The organism is Paraburkholderia sp. Ac-20347 (genome assembly GCF_017104805.1).
In the GTDB taxonomy this organism is placed as follows: Bacteria; Pseudomonadota; Gammaproteobacteria; order Burkholderiales; family Burkholderiaceae; genus Paraburkholderia; species Paraburkholderia tropica.
The window spans coordinates 1-17961 of the sequence record NZ_JAAGPN010000166.1 but is presented as its reverse complement, the minus strand read 5'-3'; the positions used below and the strand labels follow the sequence as shown (position 1 = coordinate 17961).

The window sequence follows — 17961 nt, the reverse complement described above, 5'->3', positions numbered from 1 at the left end:
CCGGCATCGGCTTCCTTCAGCACCCCGATAATCTGCTCTTCGCTGAACCGCGACTTCTTCATGACAAGGTTTCTCCTGCGGCCTTGCCACTAACTTTACAGTGGGATACTTCTGAGGGGGAAGGTCAGAGGCTCCCGCCCTGGTACAGCTTGCGCCAGTGGAACAGCTGGTTGGGGTTCACGCCGTGCTGCCGGGCGACCAGCGAAACGGACTTTCCTGGCTCAAAGCTCTCGCGAACCATTGCCATTTTTTGTTCCGCCGTCCAGCGCCGCCGACGCTCCGGGCCCGTCAATACATCCATCACTTCCTGCCTGGTGTTAGTCAAAAAATCGGGTAAGGCTGCAGCGTCACCGCTGCAGCCTCCCCTAAGAACCGTACGTGCAAGTTTCCCTGCATACGGCTCAAGCATTCCTAAAGCCACACGAATGTATGACCGACGCCCAGAATCTGACGTCTGCGCGTTGCCTTGCCGAGGTTTTCCCGCCGCAGCGGAGGGCGCAGACACCGCGAACGGTGCTCTCTCATGCTTCCCTCTGTGGAGTCTTTCGACAGCTTCGCGCTGGAACACCGAACGGAAGTCTGCTCGCTTTCGCGTGAGGTAATGTTGCAACCCCTATCCGAACCATTACAGCCCGGCATTCGCTTTCTCCGTCTTCTCATACCCGCACAGTCAACAACTCGCCTTGCGGTTTGTCTGCCTCGTGGGCAACTGTACGGGCTTACCACGTTCCCGTTCCATCACACGACCGGGTTAGGACCCGTCTTTTCGCCGGTGGACCTTGCTGACGACGTGCTCCGAACTGTGAACGGAGCAACCGTCCACGCACCATTTTGGTTAATGCCTATCAGCAGCTTTGGCACCTTGCATATGACGACGTTTATCAACGGTTCACATTCGTTATCCGTGCCGGTCAGCCACGCGTCTTGGCCCCATCGCTGCTCGGAGCCTCCATGTGCTATCTCACGACCGCACACGCACTAGGACTACCCATTTCAGAAGGGCTTCACCGGGAGCCGTTACCGGCTCCCAATGCCTTCCTAGGCTACCGCTGGTCGTACAGCGGGTTCTCTATCGCATTGCTACCGCGAGTGAACAATGATGAAACGAGCATGCACTGCGCCTCCGCCGGAGGCATCATGCTTCGTGTCGCACCACAGTCTTATGCCTACCCGTTAGTTTAAGCGGGAGACTGTGTCCGGCGATTCAGGGGGCTGCTCCAAAGATAAACACAAGTTTGCTTTTGTGAACGTCCGCTCAGACAATTAAAGTTGTAGCTAAATTTCAACTAAAGTTGTTACTAGCGGCATGACCAGTCCTAAATGTCCCGTGGTGCCACCGCGCACACGCAGGGCCGTCTCTATACAGATTGATAGATTGAAGGTACCCCCTGTTCCGCGTAGGCGTCACCATTTGACCGCGGGGCAGCCATCCTAAATCGGCAAAGATGAGTCGTTGGGGTCGCATCGGCGATGGGCCGCCGACTCGGCTATACCAGCTGTGGACAAGGGCTTTGCGACAGAAAAATAGGTCAGAAAGATTCTGGAAGAGTTGCCCTGCGGGGAGTGCCACGTTTTGCGATGCCCACTATCGCGATGGTAGATCTGCCTCGGATTTGCGTGGTGCTTCAAGGTGACGATTTGAGAGTCTGGGCTCCAAAACCACCACAGATACTGCTCAAGCCACTATAGTTTCGAGCGCGACATAATAAGGATTTTGTAACAGGTATGGACAAGGCACGTGAAAAGCGACGTCCCGGTTTGTGGGAGGTTGCGCAGATGGCAGGGGTCAGCCTAAGTACGGTCGACCGGGTCATCAACGAGCGCGGCGGAGTATCAGAGGCCAGACGGAAGAAAGTGCTTGAAACGGCACGCCAACTCGGAATCAAGCTGGTTCTTCCATCCAACATTCGTGGCATTCTTCGGTTCGATGTTCTGATCGTCGATACTGCGGCAGACTACTTTCACCGTGTTACCGAGGCGTTCGGGAGGCAAGCGCAGCTCTTTCAATCTCGCGTTGTGCTTATGCGGCGATTCTGGCGAGAGAGCAATGAAATGGACTTGGTAAGGCTGATCAAGGCTAATAAGGCGCCGCGCCAAGGCCTAATAGTCGTGGGGCCAGATACGGCACCCGTGCGGGAGGCTCTCTCCGAAGTGATAGAGAAAGGCACGCCGACAGTGCTACTGACGACAAACATCGAAGCGCTTTCAGGTGCAACCTATGTCGGAATCGACAATATCAAGGCGGGTCGCGTCGCCGCACGCCTTATGGCACACGCCTTGTCAGACAGCGGCAAGGTTCTGCTCATTACCAACTCGACGCGCTACCTAGCCCATCGTCAGCGGATACAGGGTTTTACGGAGCGGTTACGAATTTTGGTGCCAAGCATCGAAATCATCGGTCCAATCGAATGTCACGACGACGAGCATCTCACCTATTCGGCAGTATCTCGCGCGCAGGTGAAGGATCCGCCGATCGGGATCTATAACACAGGTGGAGGGTCACGCGGCATTCACGATGCCCTTGGCAGGACACGGTGCCGCCCCTTCTGGATCAGTCATGAAGCAAGCGAAGAGCATGCGCGCATGCTTGAGACGGATATCCTGTCGGTTGCGATTGACCAGGATCCGGACGCGCAGGTCCAAATCAGTATTCAACATCTGCTATTTGCGAACGGTGATCTCGAAACTGCACCAAACACGTTACCTGAACTGCGCATCGTAATTCCTGAAAATCTTCCGGAATGACGTACTTCTCCAAGCTGCGCGCCAATACGAGAAATTTGAAGGGAATACGTCAAATTCTCAATGGCGCGTCAAGTTGACGCGGCTTAGAATTGCGCTGCTAAATTACTGAAAACGCGAAAGATTTCGCTGTGCCACCGCGCCGACCGGGACTAGCTCCCGGCTGCGAATATCCCCTTTCCCCTATGATTTTCTGATGTGCGATGCACATCGGAAGGGTTGGCTTCGTGCCTGGAAATCGCTTTACGTCTGAGTCGGCCGGGTGACGCCAGAGAAACGCCGCGTTCCCAACGAGGTGGCGTGCCTCTTGTTTTGGCATCCACGTAAGAGGACTCATCGTGAAGAGAAGAAATGTATTGCGCACGTTTGCGCTAGGCGCATTCGCGGCCAGTGGCGTCGCCAAGGTGCACGCAGCTGAACTCAAGGGTGTGCCCACTGAAACTGGCCTCAACCCCGAAATGCTTCCGCACGTCGTGCATGTCGGCGGCAAACCGAAGGTCCTCGACGGCTCGAACCGGGCCACCGTTACTGCGCTCTTCGATAGGCTCATTCCACACGACGAACATGGTCCTTCGGCCAGTGAAGCTGGCTGCGTCGACTTTCTCGACGCCCAGCTCGCGGGCCCTTTCGGCGCATCGGCCGATCAGTATCTTCAGCGTCCCCTCGAAGCCAACGAATCGGAACTGATGGGCGGGTTGGTCGAACTACGCACCCGTAAAGACCAGTACCTGTCCGGTCTTCAGATCCTCAATCAAACTGCTATGCGCGAAAGCGGTAAGCCTATTTCGCAATTGGCCCCTGCACAAATCGACTCGGTTCTCACGCGTCTCGAGGCTGGCAAGCTCGACCTGGATAAACCGGGCAGCGGCAAAGCGCTCTTCGAATTGATGTTGCAGAACGTGCGCGAAGGCTATCTGTCGGACCCGCTCTATGGTGGCAATCGCGATATGGCCGGTTGGAAGATGGTGGGTTTCCCAGGGGCACGTTACGACTATCGCCCTTATGTGGACCGCAAAGGCCAAGCACTTGGACTGATTCCCATCAGCCTCATTCCGAACAGCTAAGACGATCGAGCACAGAACGTGAATACGAAGAGAAAAAAGGTTGATGCCGTTATTGTCGGCTTGGGCTGGGCTGGTTCCCTGATGGCGGAAGAGTTGACACGCGCTGGTCTGGAAGTAGTCGCCATTGACCGTGGTCCGTGGCTCGATACGTCGACCGACACGCCGCCGGCCGTCGACCCCGACGAGCTGCGGTGGTCCGTGCGCCGAGAGCTGCTGCTGCAGCCAGATACGTACACGCTGACGTTCCGCAATCGACCGGACCAAACTGCGGTGCCGACGCGGGGTCAAAGTGCATTCCAAATGGGAAAATCCGTTGGCGGCGCGGGCTTTCACTGGGCTGGGATGGCGTGGCGCTTCACCGAGTGGGATTTTCGCGCGTACTCGGCAACGGTCGAGCGTTATGGCAAGAACAAGATGGACCCCGACCTGATGGTTCAGGACTGGGGCATCACTTATCAGGATCTCGAGCCGTATTACGACCGCTTCGAACGGATTGCGGGCATCTCCGGGGTAGCGGGCAATATCCAAGGCAGGATCCAGAAGCAGGGCAATCCGTTCGAAGGCCCGCGCTCGCGTGACTATCCGACTCCAGCGCTTAAAGAAACGCGTCTGATGGAGCTGTACCGCGAATCAACGGCGAAGATGGGCCTGCATCCGTTCTACATTCCGATTGCGAATGCGGGCTCCGCCTATCTGAATCCTCTCGGTGTCAACATGGCGCCGTGTACCTACTGTGGCTACTGCATGTTCCACGGTTGCGGCAACTTTTCGAAATCGTCGCCGCAGGCCTGCGTGATTCCTGCCCTGATGCGCCGCAAGAATTTCACACTGGTTACGCGTGGTTATGTGCACAAGATCGAGAAGACGCCGGACGGCAAGACCGCGACCGGCGTGACCTACTACGACGAAGCTGGCAACACGGTGTTCCAGCCTGCCGACATCGTTTGTGTGACTTCTTATACGTTCGACAACGTACGCCTGATGCTATTGAGCGGCATTGGTCAGGCGTACGACCCAAGCACTGGGGCAGGCACGGTTGGAAAGAACTACAACTACCAGACCTGCTCGGGCGCCAACATCTGGTTTGAGAACGAAACGCTGAATCCGTTTATCGGTGCGGGGGGGCTCGGCATCCAGGTCGACGACTACAACGGCGACAACTTCGATCATTCGAAGCTTGATTTCGTCGGTGGCGCGGGGCTACTTACGGTGTCGCGCGAGGGCATGCCGATCGGTCGCTCTGATTCGTTGCCGTCGGACGTGCCGCGTTGGGGCAGTGGCTGGAAGAAGGGCTACGCGAAGTACTACCAGAACTACGGGATCATTTTCGGTCAGGGCACCTCGATGCCGTCCCGGACGTCGTACTTATCGCTGGATCCCAGCTACAAGGACAAATGGGGCGTACCGCTGCTGCGCCTGACCTTCGACTTCAACGACAACGACCGTCGGATGGCTGCGTTTATCCAGGAACGCTCTGTGGAAATCGGAAAGGCGATGGGCGCGAAGCATATTTCGCCGTTCAACTCCGCAAGCAAGCATTGGAATCCCAATGACCAGAACTCCAGCCATACGCAAGGCGGCGCTGTTATGGGCGCCGACCCGAAGACCAGTGCATTGAATCCGGATCTACAAAGCTGGGATGTGCACAACGTGTTCGTCGTGGGCGGCTCTGCGTTTCCGAACAACGGCGGATACAACCCGACCGCGACTGTCGGCGCACTGGCTATTAAGGCTGCGCGTGCAATCCACGAGAAGTATGTCCGCAATCCCGGTGCTCTGGTCAAGGCGTAACAAGAATGGCAAAGAAGAAGATCTTTTATGGTCTGGGCGGCTGTGTAGTCGTCGTTGCCGCCATCATGTTGGGGTTGACGTGGCGCGCGAATACCACCAGCAGGTCGGATGGAGTTGACAACACGGTAGCTCTGGCTAATGCGAAAGTGACCGACGTCGCATTGATCAAGCGTGGCGCCTACGTCATGCGCGCCGCAGACTGCGCAGCTTGTCACACAGCGAAAAGCGGCGATTTTGCGGGCGGCTACAGCATAGACACGCCGTTCGGTGCGATCGTCTCCTCGAACATCACGCCGGACCGCGACACAGGCATCGGCAACATGACGGAGCGTGATTTCTTCAATGCAGTCCGCCAAGGTCAGGGGCAGCACGGTTTCCTGTATCCGGCCATGCCGTATACCAACTATGTGAAGATGAGCCGTCAAGATATGGACGCCCTGTGGGCATACTTTACGACGGTCAAGCCGGTAAGTAACGAGGTGCATGAACTCGCGGGCCTTCGCTTCCCTTACAACCAACGGCTGGCGATGGCTGGATGGAACCTGCTGTTCTTCGACAACAAGGGCTTTGCGGAGGACCCGAGCAAAAGCGTCGAATGGAACCGTGGGCATTATCTGGTGGACGGTGCCGGTCACTGCGAGGCATGTCATACGCCGCGCAACTCGCTGGGCGGTCCGATTGCCGACCGCACGCTTCAGGGCGGCAGCCTCGGAAAGTGGTATGCGCCCAACATCACGAACAACCCGCATGTAGGTCTCGGCCACCGGTCGGTCGAAGCGGTCGCCGCGTACCTGAAGAACGGTGCTGACGGTCAGTCCGTCGCAGCAGGTCCGATGGCCGAAGCGATCGAGAACTCCACGCAGTATCTGGACGACGCCGACCTGAAGGCCATCGCGGCTTACCTGAAGTCGTTGCCCGGTAACGCGTCCACGGCGGCGACCGGCAATTCCGCCGACGACCAGCAGATGTCGCGAGGCAAGCTGCAATACGAAGCGCAATGCTCGGCGTGTCATGGCCCTGGCGGGGAAGGCGTGCCCAACATGATTACGACTTTTGCCGGGAATCACGCTCTGCAGGGCGATGACGCGACCGAACTCATCAACGTGGTGCTGGGCGGTGCGCGTGCCGCTCACACTCAAACTTTTGTGACCGGCGCAGGCATGCCCGCGTTTGACTGGAAACTGACCGATTCTCAGATTGCCGCAATCCTCACCTACGTTCGTAACAGCTGGGGCAATTCAGCACCTGCAGTGACGGCGCAGGAAGTTCAGAACGCCCGCCAAAGCAGCAAGTTCTCGATGCCGATCGGGCGGAACTAGTCGTTGTGAGGCGATGGTGATGCACATGTTTTGCCGTGTGTCCCCCGCTTTTCATTTCAAAACGTAGAGACGTGCTCCGGATGTGTCATCGGAGCACGTCTTTCCCATCGCGCGACATCAAATTGTGAAAAAGAAATCGCCAATCGAGACGTTGGCTCATCGTGCCGGTGGTCAACGATATACGCCGTTATCTGCTGTCTTTTCAAATTTGCAGACCCTCCCTTCGAAGCTTCTGTGTGGTCTGGGGCTAGCCTTCGCAGTCGGCGCACCCGCTGCAGCGCATGCAACCGATTTCGCCGACTCGCCATATCTGTTCGGAAATTGGGGAGGCGAGCGGGACTCATTGGCCGACCGTGGCGCGCAATTCGACTTCTCCTTCACCAACGAGTTATCGCACAACTTCTCTGGTGGCGACGACCGGCTAACCCGCGCCGCCAGCCAGCTCGCGGCGAACATTACGCTGGATCTAAACCGACTCTGGGGGATTCGCCACACGACGTTCTCGATGATCGTTACGGACCGCTTCGGTCGAAGCGTCGATCCGGACGCCAACATCGGTTCGACGCAACAGTCGCAGGAAGTGTACGGGCGAGGACAGACTGTCTGGCTCACCAAGCTGACGCTCGACAGGGCGTTCTTCGACGGGCGTTTAGACGTGACAGTAGGACGAGACAGCGAAGGTAATCACTACGACGTCGCGCCGTGTAACTTCCAGAATCTCGCGCTGTGTGGCCCGCAAGGTCCCAACCTGTACGGCAACTACTGGATGAGCTATCCAGGAAGCGTCTGGATGGCGAATGCGCTGGTGCACACCACGGCCTCCACATTCGTGCAGTTCGGTGCATATCAGCAGAATCCGACGTACTACGACAACAATTGGGAGCAGGACAATGCCTGGAAGCCGACGAATCCGCGCGGAACCGACGGCGTTGTGCTGCCGCTGGAGTTCGGCTGGACTCCGACCTTCGGTGGCCGCAAGGGCAGTTATCGTATCGGCGCGATGCTCAATACGGGAGGCATGCCGGATCTGCTACTCGATGTCGACGGCAATCAGCGGGCGCTGACCGGGTTGGCGGCGCGTCGGTCGGGCACCAGCTTCAACGCGTGGATCGCGATATCGCAACAACTGACCGGCGAGAGCGGGGGCGAAGGACTCACAGTCGGAGTCCGTGGGGTGATGGGCGATCGAGCGACGTCTGAGCTTGACCGGCAGATGACCGTGTCGTTCGAGTATCAGAATCCATTGCATCGTACGGGCGACCGGATCGGCCTCGGCTTTGCCGCGACGCACATCAATAGTCGGTATGCAATGTATCAGGCCGAGTACAACGCAGCGAATCCCGACGACACTTCGCAGCTGGGCCATGGCTATGAGTACGTATCGGAGCTCTATTACGACCTGCAGGTGATCCGCTCGGTATCGCTGCAACCGTCGCTACAGTACACGATGCATCCGGGCGGTAGCACGCAGAATGCTAATGCGCTTTTTGTGGGCCTGCGCACGTCGGTGTCGTTCTGATACGCGCTGGCTTGAGCGCTTCGTTGAGGCCGGGTGGGACCGTCCCAATCCGCGAATTAGCCACGGTCTCCGAACAGGCGGGACTTTCCACCGAGCAAATGAGCCTTCATCGCCTGACGTGCCCGCTCGGGTTCGCGTGCCGAGATGGCCTCGGTGATTTCTTCGTGCTCGAGGATGATATCGGACTTGCGCTCTGAGATCGTTTGCTGGGACAGATCGCGTATCAGTCGAATGCTAAAGCGCATCTGCTCGGCAATCGAATCCATCGTCAGTGAATAGAAGCGATTGCCGCTCGCGCGGGCGATCGAAACATGAAAAGCCAGGTCCTCGTCGATGCTGGATTGCCCGGTGCCGAGTGCTTTCTTCATTGCGAGATGGGCGACCTTTACTGCGTCGTGATGCATTGGATCTGATTGCGCAGCCAGCGCTGCGCACTCCATCTCGATGGACATGCGGAAGGTCAGAAAATCGCGGACATCGGGGATGCTGGTGAGGCCACTGTAGGCGATCGCGGGTGTGGCGAGATTGGCGGGGCTCACATAGTGTCCGGAGCCCTTGCGCGAATAGATTCGCTTTTCGAGTCTCAGGCGCTCGAGCGCCTGACGCAGCACCGGTCGCGAGATTCTCAGCTCCGATGCGAGACGTTCTTCGCTGGGCAAACGGTCGTTGGCGGCGTATTGGCCGTCCGATAGTAGCGCGAGCAGACGATCGTACGCACGGTGGCTCAGCAGAAGCGGTTGCGAGTCTTGGGTCACGGGAACGGGTCTTGGTTCGGCTGTCGGAATGAAGTATCCAGAAAGCTGTATAACAGATTTCAATTGTCATGACAAGAATGCGGTGGCTGCTCTAACCTGTCCGACCCGATATTGAAATTTGTCAAAGGACGGCCATCATGCAAGACGTAGTGCGAGCTTCGCAAACGCAGTTCAACGTGAGAATTGGCGCAAGTCCGATCGGATGGTGCAACGATGATCTGCCGTCGCTGGGCACCGATACGACGCTGGAGACTATGCTTAGCGACGGTCAGAAGATCGGCTACGAGGGGTTCGAACTGGGAGGGCGTTTTCCTCGCAACCGTGCCACGCTTGCCGGGATCTTGGAGCAATACCGCTTGCGCCTGGTGTCCGGCTGGTACTCCGGGCGGCTCGCGGAGCGCTCCGTCGAGCAGGAATGGCAAGCCGTCTCGTCGCACGCCGATCTACTCGTAGATCTCGGTTGCGATGTGCTGGTCTACGGCGAAGTCGCGGATTCAGTGCAGGGGCGCATCGAGGTTCCGCTTTCCATGCGTCCGCGCTTCGATTCCGCGAATGCCTTCGCCGGATATTGCGCGCGCCTCAGCGATTTTTCCACACGCCTTGCCGATCGCGGGTTGCGGCTTGCGTATCACCATCACATGGGAGCCTATGTCGAGTCGCCTGATGAGATAGACCGCCTGATGGCGGGCACTTGTGATGACGTGGGCCTCGCGTTTGACACCGGACATATCCGTTTCGGCGGGGGCGACCCACTCGAGATGCTGCGGCGGCACATCGACAGAGTGCGTCACGTGCATTGCAAGGATGTCCGCGCGCCGATCCTGGCAGAAGCCCGCAACCGCGACTGGAGTTTTCTAACCGCTGTCTTGCAGGGAGCATTCACCGTGCCGGGTGATGGCGACATCGATTTCGCGCCGTTGATTGACGTGTTGCGAGAGCACGGCTACCAGGGCTGGCTGGTGGTGGAGGCCGAGCAGGATCCGGCGGTCGCCCCCAGCTACACATATGCCGACAAAGGCTTTCGCACGCTTCGCTTGATCGTCGACGCGGTCGCGCATTGCTGAGATTTACCCCTTGCAGCTGAGGCTGTCATACAGATTTTACTGATCGTTGACGGGGATTCGCGAGCCCAAAGATACTTGATCCATACCTGATCGGGTTCTTGGTCTACACACGGAAAGTGAATCTATGTCTACAGTCACCGCGCTTCGCACGCTCCGCATCCATGAGCATCCGAATCTCATCTGGGTGGAACTCGAAACCGATGATGGTCTTGTCGGCCTCGGCGAATCGTTTCGCGGCGCCGAGGTAGTTGAAGCTGTTCTGCACAGCCAGGTCGCGCCATGGCTCATCGGTCGTGACGCGCAACAGATCGAAGCGATCTCGTATCACCTGATGACGCCGTATCTGGGATTTAACAGCAGTAGTGCAGAAACCCGCGCCGCCAGTGCGATCGATATCGCACTATGGGACCTCGCTGGCAAGCGCCAAGGCGTTCCGACCGTCACTGCGCTCGGCGGCCGGGTTCGCGAGTCCATTCCCGTCTACAACACATGTGCTGGCTATCGCTTCAATACGGGCGGGTCGGCCCGTCGCGATATTGGACAGAGCGACAAAGCAGCTGGGCCGTACGACGATCAGATCGCATTCATGCGCGACGCGGGTGCGCTTGCTGAAAGTCTCGTTGAAGAAGGCTACAGCGCGATGAAGATCTGGCCGTTCGACGTGTTTGCACCAGCGAGCAATGGTCAGATGTTGACGCTGTCGCAGTTGAAAGAAGGCCTCGATCCATTCAGAAAAATCCGCCAAGCCGTCGGCGACAGGATCGAAATCATGTGCGAGTTGCACAGTCTCTTCGGTACTCACGCTGCGTCGCGCATCTGCCGTGCGCTTGAAGAATTCAATGTGTTCTGGGCCGAAGATCCCATCTGCAAAATGGACGACCCCATCGCGCTCGCCGATCTGCGCCGGCAGACGCGCACGCCGATCTGCGGTAGTGAAACGCTCGGCAGCGCGCGGCAATACAAGGATTTGCTGGCGGCCGATGCGATTGATGTCGTCATGCTTGATCTGGCTTGGTGCGGCGGACTCAGCGAAGGCCGCAAGATCGCCGCATTGGCGGGTATCTACGCGAAGCCGCTCGCGCCGCACGATTGCACCGGCCCCGTCACGCTGATGGCGGGGCTGCATCTGGCGCTGCATGCGCCAACGGCAATCTTCCAGGAAGTCGTGCGCGCGACGCTTGCGACCTGGTATCGCGACCTGGTCACGGATCTTCCAATCTTGCGTGCCGGTCAAGCTCTTGCGCCGACAGCACCAGGACTCGGAACCGAACTCCATCCGTCAATTCGCGGTCGCGAAGACCTCGTCATGCGGGTTAGTGGAGCGCCGCGAGCGCACTGATGCATCAGTTCACACCACAAGCCATGCCTTGAGCCTCGAACCCGTTAGCAACCCGTTGATCACTGATTAGATAGGCGAGCACGATGAATCACTTCAAGCAGGCCCTGAAAGAAGGCAAGCCCCAGATTGGAATCTGGTCTTCAATTCCAGCGCCGTATATTACCGAATTCCTGGCCGGTGCTGGCTACGACTGGATGCTGCTTGACACCGAGCATACGCCGACCGACGTGCCGGAAATGGTTGTGCAATTGCAGGCAGCATCGGCCGCGATGCCGGGCGGTAATGTGCGGACTGCGCCAGTGGTGCGGCCGGCATGGAACGACCCGGTTCTGATCAAGCGGTATCTGGATATCGGGACGCAGAACCTCATGCTGCCCTTCGTCCAGAACGCCGAGGAGGCGCGGACGGCGGTCGCGGCAACCCGCTACCCACCGTTTGGGATTCGGGGCGTCAGCGGTGCAATGCGGGCGTCAAATTTTGGGCGAGACGCAAGCTACGTGCACCACGCTCACGAGTCCATTTGCGTGTTGGTACAAGTCGAGACACGCGAGGCGTTGGCCGAGATCGAATCGATCGCAGCTGTCGAGGGCGTCGACGGCATATTCATCGGCCCAGGCGATCTGTCGGCAAGTCTCGGGCATCCTGGCAATTCCGCACACCCGGAGGTGGAATCAGCGATTCGCGATGCCATCGTCCGGATTCGTGCGGCAGGTAAAGCGCCTGGCATTCTCATGCCCGATGCAGGCCGCGCATCTACCTATCTGGAGCTCGGTGCGCAATTCGTCGCGGTGGGTCTCGACATCGGGTTGTTACGTCAGTCGCTCGACGCGAACCTGAAACAGTTCCGTTAAGGAAGTTAGACACCGCCCGTGACAAGCAGCGGGTGCCGCCACAAAAAAGCAAATAGGAGACGAAAAAAATGTCCAGGAATGGTCTAGAGCGTCAAGGTGTGCGAGGTCAGTTCATCGTTGCCCTGTTGGCGATGTTCACCTCCGGCCTTAGCGATTCACTTTGCGCGGGCCTTGCGGCGAATCTGCAGCGCATCTATCTGGATCCGCTCGACAGGCTGCACTCAGCGACGATGATTGCCACTGCATTGGGCAGCTCGTTCCTCGGTTATACGATCTTGCTGGTAGGATGCAGCGTTTTGCTGGACAAGCTCGGAATGAAGCCGATGCTGGTGTTGTCCGGCTTGCTGTTTACTGCGTCGAGTGTCGCGTTGACGACTTGCGGAATCTTTTCCGGTTCGAGCGAAGTCTATTGGGTCATTCTCGCCGGTATGTTCCTGGGCGGGGCCGCGCATGCGGTCGTGGAGGGCACGGTTAATCCGTTGATGGGCACTCTGTTTCCAGAAGGGTCGACCCATTACATGAGCATGCTCCACGCTTACTACCCAGCTGGTCTCATTGCCGGTGGAGTCTTGTCGGTGATCGAGTTTAGCGAAGGAAAAACATGGTACGTGCTGTTTGCACTAATCGCCGTGTTCGCTGCCATCTATTTGGCAATGCTAATGGGACGCCGATTTTCCGGCTCGACGAGCATTGCGCTCGGGGTCGACTTTCGTGGGCAATGTGCCGAATTGCTAAAGCGTCCCAGCTTTTTCCTGTGGTTTGCGATCATGCTGTTCACGTCGACGATGGAGATCGCGCCGCGTGAATGGATCGACGTGACACTATCCAGCGTTGTCGGCATGCGCGGCATCCTGATCATTGTCTATGTAGCGCTGCTGCAATTTGTGGGACGGCATTTCGCGGGATTTTTCGAACGCCGCCTGTCAGTCGAGGGTCTGCTGCTCCTGTCTTCGGTGTTGTGCGCGGTAGGGCTGATCGGGCTCGGCTACGCGAATTCACCGTTGTCGGCACTGGTAGCTGCGACGATTTGGGGCTTGGGGATCTGTTATATCTGGCCCGTCATGTTGTCGGTCGCTACGGATCGCTATCCACGCGCCGGGGCACTAGGTGTTGGCCTGATGGGGGCGGCTGGATCGATTTCTATCTATGTCGCACTGCCGATTCTAGGGGGCATCATCGATCGCGCGAAACTCGATGCGGCAGGTGGAGCGAAAGCGCTGGCGGCGATGACGCAACAGCAGTTGCAGGACGTGATGCACCAGGCTGCGAGCTTCTCGTTCCGCTTTATTGGCATGATTCCTTCTGCATTGGTCGTCGTGTTCGCGCTGATGTGGTGGAATCGCAGCAGGCGTCGCCTGACTGGCTCCGTCGCGGCAAACGAGGCATACGATGCATGATGCAGACCGCGCCGGTCGCCCGGATCACGCTGCGATGACTACGGGCGGCTATCTTGACAGTCAGGCACTCAGGCGCTTGTTCGCGGCTTGCCCAGCCGACGCGTTACTTGCATGCAGCAGCGATTCCGTGTTCGTGGCAAGTGGTCATCGCACATGGCTCGACGAAAAAATGATGACCTGGATGTCGAGCCCTTTCGGTGACAATTCACCTCGAGCCGGTTATGCCGTTGTTATGCCGGACTGCAGCGTGGGGCTCGTCGCGAACGCGGTCGTCGCAGCGGATGCGTCGGCCTGTCGCCCGGCGTGGCTGCTGTTGTTCGGGCGTGGCCAGCCATATAGCGATCCCGAAGCGGCGCTCGTGGCGCTACTGCGCACCATGGGCCTAGCAGGCAAGACCATTGGATGGGAGCAGCAGGCTCTCAGTCAGAAAACCTGCGACAGGGTCATTGATGCACTTCCGGACTGCCGTTTCGTCGACGGCTCCATCACTTGGCGTTTGCTCAAGTCGGTGAAAAGCCCGGCTGCGATCCGCGCCCTCACGCGCGCATGTGAGCTTACAGAGCACTTGCTGAACAAGAGCTTGCCGAGGTGGTCGAGTCGAGGAGAACCTAAGGCAGCACGACGCGCGTTTGCCACGGGCCTCGCAGCGGCGGGCGCGGAACTCGATCACTTTGTATGGGGCATGCCAGATGGTGGCGTTTCAGCGCACCATGCGCCGCCAGACTCGGCAGCCGCTCTCTTTTTCGACGCGGGCGCGCGTGTTGAAGGCTACTACTCCGATACTGGTATGACCTTGCTGCATGCTCCGTGTTCACTACAAGACGCGCAGCGTTACGCAGATGCCGCCGGGGTTCTGGAAGCCGGCAGGGCATGTCTGCTCACCGGAGAACTGCCGTCTTCGGCTTGGCTTGCCATGCAGTCGATCCTGCCGGATGTGCACCTCGTAGCGCAAGGGCACGGTCTTGGCACGTCAATCAGGGAGTGGCCGTTCTTCGGCAAGCCGACTGATCAGCATGTGCGTGACGGTCTGAGCTCCTACTCAATCGATCAGATGCTGGTTGCAGGCATGGTCGTGAACCTCGAGGTCGCGGGTAATTGGCCGGACGGGTCGTCGGTGCAGATCGAACAGACTTTTCTGATCTCCGGCGATGGGCCTCGTCTGCTTGCTGAACAGCCGCGGCAATGCATGCTCGATCTTGGCGGGCGCGTCTGCGCCTGACAGGACCGCTTAGAAGACGCTTAATTGAATCCAATTACAGGAGAGACAACATGAGTTCCAATACGGTGCGTTTGACGACGGCCCAGGCCATTCTTCGCTACTTCGGGGCACAGCGCGTGTCGCGTGATGGCGTTGTGGTGCCGCTGATCGGCGGCGTCTTTGGTATTTTCGGTCACGGGAACGGTGCCGGCTTCGGGCATGCGCTCGGTCTTGGCGAATGCAATCTGGCGTTCTTTCAGGGGAAGAACGAGCAGGCCATGGTGCATGCGGCGATCGGTTATTCGAAGTCTCACAATTTACTGTCGACGCTGGCGGTTACGACGTCGCTCGGACCCGGCGCGACGAATCTTGTGACGGGGGCTGCGACAGCCACTGTGAACCGGGTGCCGGTGCTTCTGTTGCCAAGCGACGTGTTCGCGTCGAGAAGGCAAGGCCCGGTCCTTCAAGGGCTCGAAATGCCGCAGGATTTCGGACTATCCGCCAACGACACGTTGCGCCCAGTCAGCCGTTACTTCGACCGCATCACGCGGCCCGAGCAGATAATCCACTCGTTGCCACACGCAACTGCCGCGCTGCTCGATCACGCAAATGCGGGGGCCGTCACGATTGCCGTCTGCCAGGACGTGCAAGGTGAGGCCTTCGATTTTCCAACTGCGCTGTTTGCCGAACGGGTGCATCACGTCGATCGCGTAAAGCCCGACGTGAGGGCGCTGTCTGAACTGGTATCGGCGCTGCTCAAGGCGCGTCGGCCGATCATCGTAGCAGGCGGAGGCGTTCGCTATTCCGGCGCGGAACAGGCGCTAGCCGAGTTCAGCAACACGTTCGGTATCCCGGTCGTCGAAAGCCTTGCCGGGCGTTCGTGCGGGCGGGATGTCCAGTTGAATCTTGGTGGTGTTGGATTTATCGGCGCGCCGTGCGCGAACGAGGCTGCTGGTCAGGCTGACTTCGTGCTGGCGGTGGGCACGCGACTGGCCGATACCTTGACCGGATCTCACACCTTGTTTCAGCAGTCGGATGTCAAGGTCGCAACGATCAATCTCTCGACGCACGACCTTGGAAAAATGGGGGCGCTGCCGCTGAAGGCTGACGCGCGCGAGGGGCTGATTGGGTTGTCGCGCGCGTTGACAGCGCTCAATTACCGGCCTGATCCGGAATGGCGCAATCTTGCGATGGGAGGTCGTGAAGAGTGGCTCAGCAAGACGGCGGAAATCGACAGGCAGTCGCGCCCCGCATTGACGGGCTTCGAGGTCGTGTCCGATGTTGCGAATGCGACTTCTCGTAACGATCGTGTCGTGTTTTCGTCGTCGACGGCGATCGGTCATGCACATGCGGTCTGGAATTCCGCCAAACACGGTGAACTGGACATGGAGTACGGCTTCAGCTGCATGGGATACGAATTGCCGGCAGCGTTGGGACATGCGTTGAGCCGGCAGACAAAGGGGCGGATCGTCGCAGTGGTGGGTGACGGCACTTATCTGATGTGTCATTCGACGGAACTGGTGACGGCAGTGCAGGAAGGCGCGTCGTTCACCGTGGTCGTTCTCGTTAATCAGGGGTGGCAATGCATTCGTGGTTTTCAGATCAACAATATGGGTGTTGAGTTTGGCACGCAATTCCGGCGCAAGGTCGAAGGCGATCTTGGCCTGACTGGCGAATATGTTCAGGTCGACTATGCCGCCAATGCGCGCTCCCTTGGTGCGCATGCATTCGAAGTCCATTCGCGCGAGGAACTGCGTGATGCACTGGCCAGCTCCGCTAAGCTTGACGGGCCGGTTCTCATCGCAGCACACACCAATCTCGAAGCGTTGCCGTTTGGTTCGGGGGCTTGGTGGGAAATTGGCTCGCCCGACGCGAGTCAGCCGGAGCCGCTGCTCGCGCACCGTCAGGTGTTCAAGGAAAAGGCGGCTCAACATCGGTGGTTTGTCTAAATTGTGCTGTGCCACTTTCAGCGAGGACTTATCGTGCACGGAAAGCATGAATTGAGTTATTCCCCTCCTCATCGGCCGAGCAACCGGTTAGACGGTATGACCGCAGTTATCACTGGCGCGGGGAGTGGAGTGGGGGCGGAGATCGCGCGTGTCTTTCATGCGGAGGGTGCGGTCGTCGTGTTAAATGACCTGGACGCGCATACTTTAGGTGCCACCGCGGACGAATTGGGCTCGCGAGTACATGTGCACCGCGGCGATGTCACGAAGTCGGCCGATCTTGATCGTCTGGCGGCCTGGGCGCAGGAGCTCGCGGGGGGCGCGGTCCAGATTCTAGTGAACAACGCTGGCTCCACGATTAGGGGAACGCTGGAAGAAACGACCGAAGACATTTTCCGGTCTGCGATCGAAGTCAATCTGGGTTCGGCGATCCAGTTGACCCGACGCCTTGCTCCTGCAATGAAGTTCGCCCGGCGGGGTTCGATCATCAATATGGCGTCAATCACGTCGCTCAGCGGGCTTGAAGGCGCCGTGGCTTACACAGCGTCAAAAGCCGGGATGACTGGCGTGACGCGTGCGTTGGCCGCTGAGTTGGCTCCTTTTGGGGTTCGCGTCAATGCGGTGTGCCCGGGCGTGATCGACACTCCGATGACCTATGCGCATGCAGACATACAGGCGGACCCTGCGACGCACTATGAGATGCTGAAGCGGCGTCAGCCGATGAATCGAATGGCGAGTGCACGTGATTGTGCACTCGCGACGCTGTTTCTCGCGGAGCCAGCGTCGTCTTTTATCACCGGTGTATTTCTACCGGTGGATGGGGGGCGACAAGCAATGTGAGCATTGGACTGGCCTTCCCCTGTTCTCCCGGACACATCAGCTAAGCTGACGTAATCCTGAGAGGATGGAATGAGCAGAACAAGAAGGCACTTCACCGACGAATTCAAACGCGAGGCGGTCCGGCTATGCAACGAGC

13 protein-coding genes and 1 pseudogene are annotated in these 17961 nt (G+C 58.5%); 12 read left to right on the top strand and 2 right to left on the bottom strand.

Annotated elements, in window-relative coordinates:
- Positions 1-127: 127 nt before the first annotated feature.
- Positions 128-301, bottom strand: a pseudogene (locus tag G3N97_RS25945) (transposase); the annotation flags it as partial.
- Between the two features lie 1424 nt (positions 302-1725).
- Between G3N97_RS25945 and G3N97_RS25940 the strand changes: the two are divergent.
- From G3N97_RS25940 to G3N97_RS25920, 5 genes are all read left to right on the top strand, one after another.
- Positions 1726-2745: a LacI family DNA-binding transcriptional regulator gene (locus tag G3N97_RS25940; RefSeq protein WP_205995930.1), complete on the top strand. Its 1020-nt coding sequence runs from the start codon at positions 1726-1728 to the stop codon at positions 2743-2745.
- Positions 2746-3080: 335 nt separating this feature from the next.
- Entirely contained in the window at positions 3081-3806 is a 726-nt protein-coding gene (locus G3N97_RS25935; RefSeq protein ID WP_205995929.1) for a gluconate 2-dehydrogenase subunit 3 family protein, read from the top strand.
- An 18-nt stretch (positions 3807-3824) separates the two neighbouring features.
- Entirely contained in the window at positions 3825-5597 is a 1773-nt protein-coding gene (locus G3N97_RS40205; RefSeq protein WP_205995928.1) for a GMC family oxidoreductase, read from the top strand.
- 5 nt (positions 5598-5602) lie between these two features.
- On the top strand, positions 5603-6916 hold the full coding sequence (locus tag G3N97_RS25925; RefSeq protein WP_205995927.1) for a cytochrome c: 1314 nt from the start codon (positions 5603-5605) through the stop codon (positions 6914-6916).
- Between the two features lie 124 nt (positions 6917-7040).
- A complete protein-coding gene (locus G3N97_RS25920) occupies positions 7041-8435 on the top strand; it encodes a carbohydrate porin (RefSeq protein WP_205995926.1) in 1395 nt (464 codons plus the stop codon).
- A 56-nt stretch (positions 8436-8491) separates the two neighbouring features.
- On the opposite strand, the gene G3N97_RS25915 is transcribed toward G3N97_RS25920, so the two are convergent.
- Positions 8492-9190 (bottom strand): FCD domain-containing protein, encoded by a 699-nt coding sequence (locus G3N97_RS25915; RefSeq protein ID WP_205995925.1) that lies wholly within the window; start codon positions 9188-9190, stop codon positions 8492-8494.
- A 137-nt stretch (positions 9191-9327) separates the two neighbouring features.
- On the opposite strand from G3N97_RS25915, the gene iolE reads away from it, so the two are divergent.
- The 7 genes from iolE to G3N97_RS25880 all read left to right on the top strand — a co-directional run bounded on the left by iolE (position 9328) and on the right by G3N97_RS25880 (position 17825).
- Positions 9328-10254, top strand: coding sequence for a myo-inosose-2 dehydratase (gene iolE / locus G3N97_RS25910; protein ID WP_205995924.1), 927 nt, complete (start codon positions 9328-9330; stop codon positions 10252-10254).
- 124 nt (positions 10255-10378) lie between these two features.
- Complete coding sequence (locus G3N97_RS25905) at positions 10379-11593, top strand: mandelate racemase/muconate lactonizing enzyme family protein (protein WP_205995923.1); 1215 nt, start codon at positions 10379-10381, stop codon at positions 11591-11593.
- Between the two features lie 83 nt (positions 11594-11676).
- Complete coding sequence (locus tag G3N97_RS25900) at positions 11677-12444, top strand: HpcH/HpaI aldolase/citrate lyase family protein (protein WP_205995922.1); 768 nt, start codon at positions 11677-11679, stop codon at positions 12442-12444.
- 68 nt (positions 12445-12512) lie between these two features.
- Positions 12513-13841: an MFS transporter gene (locus G3N97_RS25895; RefSeq protein WP_205995921.1), complete on the top strand. Its 1329-nt coding sequence runs from the start codon at positions 12513-12515 to the stop codon at positions 13839-13841.
- 34 nt (positions 13842-13875) lie between these two features.
- Positions 13876-15060 carry a M24 family metallopeptidase gene (locus tag G3N97_RS25890; RefSeq protein WP_205995920.1) on the top strand — a complete coding sequence of 395 codons (1185 nt, stop codon included), beginning with the start codon at positions 13876-13878 and terminating at the stop codon, positions 15058-15060.
- Positions 15061-15110: 50 nt separating this feature from the next.
- Positions 15111-16988 (top strand): thiamine pyrophosphate-dependent enzyme, encoded by a 1878-nt coding sequence (locus tag G3N97_RS25885; protein ID WP_205995919.1) that lies wholly within the window; start codon positions 15111-15113, stop codon positions 16986-16988.
- 96 nt (positions 16989-17084) lie between these two features.
- The gene (locus G3N97_RS25880; RefSeq protein ID WP_205995918.1) at positions 17085-17825 is read left to right on the top strand and encodes an SDR family NAD(P)-dependent oxidoreductase; all 741 of its coding nucleotides are present in this window, start codon (positions 17085-17087) and stop codon (positions 17823-17825) included.
- The last annotated feature ends 136 nt before the right edge of the window (positions 17826-17961 follow it).